Origin of the sequence: Pseudomonas sp. FSL W5-0203 (assembly GCF_001896155.1) — a bacterium.
Taxonomy (GTDB): Bacteria; Pseudomonadota; Gammaproteobacteria; order Pseudomonadales; family Pseudomonadaceae; genus Aquipseudomonas; species Aquipseudomonas paracarnis.
Genome location: NZ_MPOR01000081.1, coordinates 1 through 5,827 on the forward strand (window position 1 = coordinate 1; position 5,827 = coordinate 5,827).

The 5,827-nt window shown below is 57.7% G+C and carries 7 protein-coding genes and 1 pseudogene; 3 read left to right on the forward strand and 5 right to left on the reverse strand.

From position 1 onward, the window contains the following. Positions 1-467 precede the first annotated feature (467 nt). Both BOP96_RS28925 and BOP96_RS28930 read left to right on the forward strand, forming a co-directional pair. Positions 468-1,283 carry a carbon-nitrogen hydrolase family protein gene (locus BOP96_RS28925; protein WP_073454705.1) on the forward strand — a complete coding sequence of 272 codons (816 nt, stop codon included), beginning with the start codon at positions 468-470 and terminating at the stop codon, positions 1,281-1,283. A gap of 63 nt (positions 1,284-1,346) precedes the next feature. After that, complete coding sequence (locus tag BOP96_RS28930) at positions 1,347-2,447, forward strand: polyamine ABC transporter substrate-binding protein (RefSeq protein WP_073454706.1); 1,101 nt, start codon at positions 1,347-1,349, stop codon at positions 2,445-2,447. 23 nt (positions 2,448-2,470) lie between these two features. Here BOP96_RS28930 and yecR read toward each other — a convergent pair whose 3' ends face one another. From yecR to BOP96_RS28950, 4 genes are all read right to left on the reverse strand, one after another. Then, the gene (gene yecR, locus BOP96_RS28935) at positions 2,471-2,773 is read right to left on the reverse strand and encodes a YecR family lipoprotein (RefSeq protein WP_057704065.1); all 303 of its coding nucleotides are present in this window, start codon (positions 2,771-2,773) and stop codon (positions 2,471-2,473) included. 78 nt (positions 2,774-2,851) lie between these two features. Further along, positions 2,852-3,268, reverse strand: a complete 417-nt coding sequence (locus BOP96_RS28940; protein ID WP_057704066.1) for a hypothetical protein — start codon at positions 3,266-3,268, stop codon at positions 2,852-2,854. Positions 3,269-3,310: 42 nt separating this feature from the next. Beyond that, positions 3,311-3,919 (reverse strand): hypothetical protein, encoded by a 609-nt coding sequence (locus tag BOP96_RS28945; protein ID WP_073454707.1) that lies wholly within the window; start codon positions 3,917-3,919, stop codon positions 3,311-3,313. 259 nt (positions 3,920-4,178) lie between these two features. Continuing rightward, entirely contained in the window at positions 4,179-4,478 is a 300-nt protein-coding gene (locus BOP96_RS28950; protein WP_054895743.1) for a hypothetical protein, read from the reverse strand. A gap of 321 nt (positions 4,479-4,799) precedes the next feature. Between BOP96_RS28950 and BOP96_RS28955 the strand changes: the two genes are divergently transcribed. Next, complete coding sequence (locus BOP96_RS28955) at positions 4,800-5,087, forward strand: helix-turn-helix transcriptional regulator (RefSeq protein ID WP_138726259.1); 288 nt, start codon at positions 4,800-4,802, stop codon at positions 5,085-5,087. A gap of 558 nt (positions 5,088-5,645) precedes the next feature. On the opposite strand, the pseudogene BOP96_RS30320 reads toward BOP96_RS28955, so the two are convergent. Further along, positions 5,646-5,827, reverse strand: a pseudogene (locus BOP96_RS30320) (DUF6708 domain-containing protein); the annotation flags it as partial.

Here is a 5,827-nt window from a genome sequence, read left to right on the forward strand (position 1 = left end):
ATGCAAAATTCCATGGCAATGCGGCATGATGCTCCGGCTTCAATTCAATAACCGTGTTGCACTCAGCTCCTGCAACCGCCCTCTCTTATGAATAATTTTATCTGCAGTTCGCATTGGCGAAAGTAACCGAGCAGGCCTCAGGCGTGTGGTTGCATATCATTGAGGGGTTAACGGCCGTGACGTTCGGGGTCTGCTTTCCAGCGCATGTTAGACGCTATGTCTAAAGGCGTTGGGTCGATCAGTAAGCCCCCTAAGCGTGCGCCACACATTCGTACCACCGTGAACGCACACTCAGGGCCGGTGAGCACGGGTGTAACGATGATATTGTCTTATGAACGGTCTGCTTTGATCTGAGTGTTATTTGATCTCACTACCCCCACGGGGGTACCCCTTCGACGTGATGTTCCGCTTCGTTAGCGCCGCCCATACTCTTTCAGAACTTGCTGAACTGCGCGGAAGGATCACTGATGAAGATTGAATTGATGCAGTTAGCCGGACGCGACGGCGATACGGCGTACAACGTTGCACGTGCTTTGGCGGCCATCGCCAACTGCAGCACAGACTCCGACCTGCTGGTATTCCCCGAAACCCATTTGATGGGCTTCGTCGGTGGCGAACAACTGGCCAACGTTGCCGAGCCCCTGGACGGCCCGACGCTGCAAACCGTGCAACAGGCGGTGCGCCAACGCAATGTGTCGGTTGTGATTGGCTTGGTCGAACGGGATGCGGACGTCTATTACAACACCTCGGTATTGATTACACCCGAGGGCATTGCATTACGGTATCGCAAAACCCATCTGTGGCCCTCCGAGCGCGCCGACATTACACCGGGTGATCGCTTTGTCACCACGCTCTGGAACGGCGTGCGTGTCGGCCTGCTGATCTGTTACGACATCGAGCTGCCGGAAACGGCGCGGGCGCTTGCGCAGTTGGGTGCTGAATTGATCATCGTCACCAACGGCAACATGGACCCCTACGGCCCAGTGCATCGCACTGCGATCATGGCCAGGGCCCAGGAGAACCAGATGTTCTGCGTGATGGTCAACCGCGCAGGGCAGGGCGATGACGGTTTGGTATTCGCCGGCGGCAGTGCGGTGGTCGACCCGTTTGGACGCGTGCTGTACGAAGCCGGGCGCGAAGAAACACGTCATGTGATCAGCCTGGACCTTGCTCAAATCAAGGCGGCTCGCAGGGATTATCACTACCTCAATGATCGTCGACTGCAACTGCAAGGAGAGGCTGTCGAGCACCCTGACGGCCGCCGTGAACTGCTTATTCGCTGACTGCGCTTATACCCTCCATAACAATAATCAGCTGGCGCGCAGGTGCCGGCCCAGGAGTTCGTGATGATCGCTATTCGATGCATGCAATGGGGGCTGGCTGCCGTGATCAGCGGCGTAATGGCTTGCGCTCAGGCGGCGGAGTCAAAGGTCAATATCTATAACTGGTATGACTTCATCGCGCCCACTACGCTGAAGGATTTCCAGGCGCAGACCGGCATTCAATCGGCCTACGATGTGTTCGACAACAGCGAGGTCATGCAAAGCAAACTCATGGCCGGGCGCAGTGGCTATGACGTGGTGGTCGCTACCGGCGACCTGTTGCCGAACCTGATCAAGGCTGGCGTACTCAAGGAACTGGATCGCTCGCAACTGCCCAACCTGTCACATCTGGATCCGGATATCCTGGCCAAGGTCAGCAGTAACGACCCCGGTAATCGTTTTGCCGTGCCTTATCTGTGGGGCACCACCGGCATCGGTTACGACGTCGCCAAAGTCAACGCGCTCCTGGGTGACAACGCACCGGTAGATTCTTGGGACCTGATTTTCAAAGAAGAAAACCTCGCCAAGCTGGGCGAGTGCGGCGTAGCTATGTTGGATGCACCCGCTGAAATCATCCCGATCGCCTTGCACTATCTGGGGCTGCCCTATAACAGCCAGAACCCGGACGACTATGTGAAGGCCCAGGCCCTATTGTTGAAACTGCGCCCGTACATCCGCTACTTCGACTCCTCGCGCTTTATCACCGACCTAGCCAACGGCGATATCTGCGCTGTCGTCGGCTGGGCGGGCGGCGTGATGGACGCACGCAAAGCCGCCGATGCCGCCGGCAATGGTCGCCGGATTCAGTACAGCATCCCCAGGGAAGGCGCGCCGATCTGGGTGGAAAACCTGGTGTTGCTCAACGATGCACCTAACCCACAACAAGGCTTGGCGTTCATCGACTACATGCTGCGCCCGCCGGTGATCGTCGCATCGTCTAACTACCTCAGCTATGCCAATGCCAACAAGGACGCCAAAGAGCTGGTTGATGCGAAGGTGCGCGATAATCCGGGGGTGTATCCTTCCAAAGCAGTGCTCGATACGCTGTTTGCACTGGAGCCGCTGCCCTTGAAACTGGAGCGTGTGCGTACGCGGGTCTGGAGTAAGGTCAAGAGTGGGACCTGAGTGCGTGGCGGGCCGGGCCGCTGTCATTGCAGGCAGCGGTAATCCTGAGTGACTGTGGTTTCCAGGCAGTGGAAAGGCCCCATGGTGCGACACTCGGATTTTTCTTTGCCCGCGGGTTCAGCGCGTTGGTAGTCCCAAAATTGGCAGCGCCCCGTGGCAATCGCCAACCCTTGGGACGCCCGGATTTGGCCGTACTCAAACGGCGTATGGACGTAGGAGAGTTGCACAAGCCCGTCGGACGGGTTGCCGCCGGTGGCCTCCCAATATTTCGGCGTTGCGCAGCCTGCAATGAGCGGTAGGGCGATGGCGACGATGACGGATTTCATTGTCGAGGACGATCCTTCAAGAGTAAAACATGACGTTTGTAGGAGGTGTTTCCACTAGCCTGTCTCAGCGTCGGTTGCCTAAGGCGGCCCAAACTTGACCGACTGGCAGCCACTGGACAGCAGCAATTCGCCTTCATCGGCTTCAAACCCGACAATCTTTCTGTCCTGATCGACGGTGATGGAAAGGATGCAGCGATTCGGGTTATTGACGGTTGCCCAATAGTTGGTGTGCACCATCACGTTGCCCTGTCTTTCCGCGCTCTGTGCCACCACCTCATTGCTGTTGTACGACGTGTCCCGGTACCACTGCATCACCACATGCTGGTCGTCCGCGGTGCGATCCATTTTTTGGGGTGGACCAAAGAAATTGATGGCGTCCTGCGCCGGGCGGCCTTTCCATTGGCTGCGCGCGTACATTTCCGGGACGGTGTCAAAACTGACGCAGCCGGTCTGCAGCAGCACGAGGGCCAGGGCCAATGCGCCTGTGTATTTCATGTCGATCACTCATAGTTCAAGCGTGCCAGTCGGCGCTGAAGGTTATTTTTTTTCAGGGGCGCCCAAGAGGAAGTTGAGGTCGCGCATCACGTCCTCGGTGCTGCTCTTCCTGGATTCAATGCGGATTGGCTGATTACCCGGCAACTGGTTGAAGAGGCCTTGCTGCGTGATCGCCACCAGTTGAGTGTTGTCGATCGAGCCGACGCCCATCGGCATCATGTTGTTGGACTTGCGTTTGCCCGGTGCGCAGGCGAAATCATAACCACGCTCCAGCCAGCTCTTGGGCACCGGCACCCAGCGTTTAGGCGCCGGCAGCACCGTAGTGGCCCCGGCGCGCAGGTAGGCGGTGGCCGAGTTCACCCTGAGCTGTCGCTCCGGGCATTGCAGCTCCAGCGCGTAACTCACGTAGTTGGGACTGTTGGGGCTTTCAAACACCTGCACGACTGTCAGCAGTGTGTTTTGCGGGTGTTGTTGTGTGGCTTTTACCGACTGTGCATCGGCGAAGAACAGGTCTCTGTTAGGCGTGTCGCCGGTGCCAAAGATCATCCACCAATCGGTGGCCACTGCGGGGGCTGCGCTTAGCGATAAGAGGGCGAAGGTCGAACCTGCGAGCAGGCGCTTTCGCAAACCGAGGGTGATGTTGTTGTACATGGTCAATCGACTCCTGTCGTGGACGCTGGGAGGGCCAAGGCTCAATCAAACGAGCGAGTGGGCACATCCTAGGCAGCGTCATCCGTGCGCTTCAATAACGTGGGAGCAATCAGGACGCGTCCTGCGCGTTCATGCGTTTGGTCTGTAAGAAATATCTGTCATGGATGCTTTTCATCGCATATGACGACTGCCGCGCGCTTGCTTGCTCGCATCTATCTGCATGACCTGTGCACGAGATGCCCGCTCCGGAGTATCGGGCTTACTTGGTGCAGGTCAGTCGCGAGTACGTCGGCGGCTCAAGCAGGATGCCAGGGGTCATGAAGGTCGAGCAGTTGAATACGCGCCCCTTTGCTGTTGTGGCTTTAAACGTCAGTTCAGCACCGCCCAGGAAGTCTTCCTTGCCTTTGGTCACCGGGCCCATGGTCAGCTCATCGGTGGAGGCGAGGCCAATCGCTTCGGCGGTGACTTTGTGCATCTGCAAAACATTGGGAGTGGTGGAGCAGCCTGTTAGCAGGCTGGCCAGTGCGAGTAGTAAGAGGGGCGTCGAGGACTTGGTCATGGGTGTGGCTCCTTCCAGTGGCGGCGGCACGGCGCGGTGCGACGTGCCGACCGTGGGAATCTTCGAGGGGCAGGGATTGCCCTACGGCTGCGGAGTCTAGGAGCGCACAATTGCTCTCACAATCACCTGGAAGAAATCGAGACGGAACCCACGGCAGGCTGTTCCGAGGCTGAAGGAAATCGGCTACAGCAGGCGTAGCTGTCGCGTTGGGGTGGGCTTTGCGGCATAGGAACTGGACCTGATGGACGCCATGTTTATACTCAATGAGTCCGCGTTGTGAATGGGGCGAAGAAAGATATGGCGTTACACAAGGAGCAAGGAATGGTCTTTGAGCAAGGGAAAGAAGCGTGTGCGGGGCGACGATCAATGACGCTTCGGGCGGTCAGCGCCGAATGTTCCGGCGTGCGTCTGCGGATGTTGTTGAGGGAGTGCAAGATCTCGCCAATGGATTTCGCACTGTTCTTGAAGGTCACCCCTCAGCGGTTGACCAATTGGTTTTCGCGGGGCATTCCACACGCGTGGCTCGATAGGATTGCACGGTTGCTGAGCGTCAATGCCCAGTGGCTGGGGACGGGGCTGGGGGAGAAGTTTCGGGAGACAAGCGAGTAGCGATGCTCATGCGGCTGGGGGCGGCAGGCTCTTTGGCAGCGTGCCCAACCCCGCAGGTACCTCATCGTTCGCAGCTCCATGCTGGCGTCATTGTTAAGGGGTGAGGGTGTTCGGAGCGGCTGGTTTCCCTGACCGCAAACATCAGGCAGCGCACCGCTTCACGATCCTGTTCCGACAAGCAACGGTAATAGCGCACCAGTCGCTCTTCCTCTCGGCTGAGCTGTCGAGGACGCAGGGGTGTACCCGGGACGGTAGGTAATGAAGGAAAAAACGAAGTATCCAGCATGATGGTAGTTCTTCATGAGATGAATGGGGACGTGGGCTTCTTGCCCTGAACAACCGAATACATAACGTTAATTGCTGAAAAGGGCTCGTCATTTTTCGTGGCTGTTAGGATTTTCAGAAGGGGCCGTCGGAAGTAATTGGCAGCGGCGTAGGAGCTATCTCTCCAGGCTGACATCCATCTTTCGATTGGCGGTTGGCGTGCGACAGCGTGCTCAAGTGTTCAATCAACCCAACTGATTCGTCCGCTGTGGGCTGATTTGCATTGACGAAGTGTCAGGAGGCTGTGCGTGACTCCAGGTCTAGTTCGGCTGGCCATCGCACTTTGGGGGCCAAGCGACGCGCGAGATTGAAGGTCACGTCTTCGTTGTTCCAGTCACGAGGTGGGCGGGGAAAAGCGGGCAGGGCTTGCGGGCCTTGTTGCATGAAGAGTTGGGCCATGGCCCAGTACATTTCGC

Coding starts and splice junctions, on each gene's coding strand:
- BOP96_RS28945 (WP_073454707.1), bottom strand. CDS start 3,919: ATGTACAACAACATCACCCTCGGTTTGCGAAAGCGCCTGCTCGCAGGT.
- BOP96_RS28955 (WP_138726259.1), top strand. CDS start 4,800: ATGGTCTTTGAGCAAGGGAAAGAAGCGTGTGCGGGGCGACGATCAATG.
- BOP96_RS28940 (WP_057704066.1), bottom strand. CDS start 3,268: ATGAAATACACAGGCGCATTGGCCCTGGCCCTCGTGCTGCTGCAGACC.
- BOP96_RS28950 (WP_054895743.1), bottom strand. CDS start 4,478: ATGACCAAGTCCTCGACGCCCCTCTTACTACTCGCACTGGCCAGCCTG.
- BOP96_RS28930 (WP_073454706.1), top strand. CDS start 1,347: ATGATCGCTATTCGATGCATGCAATGGGGGCTGGCTGCCGTGATCAGC.
- BOP96_RS28925 (WP_073454705.1), top strand. CDS start 468: ATGAAGATTGAATTGATGCAGTTAGCCGGACGCGACGGCGATACGGCG.
- yecR (WP_057704065.1), bottom strand. CDS start 2,773: ATGAAATCCGTCATCGTCGCCATCGCCCTACCGCTCATTGCAGGCTGC.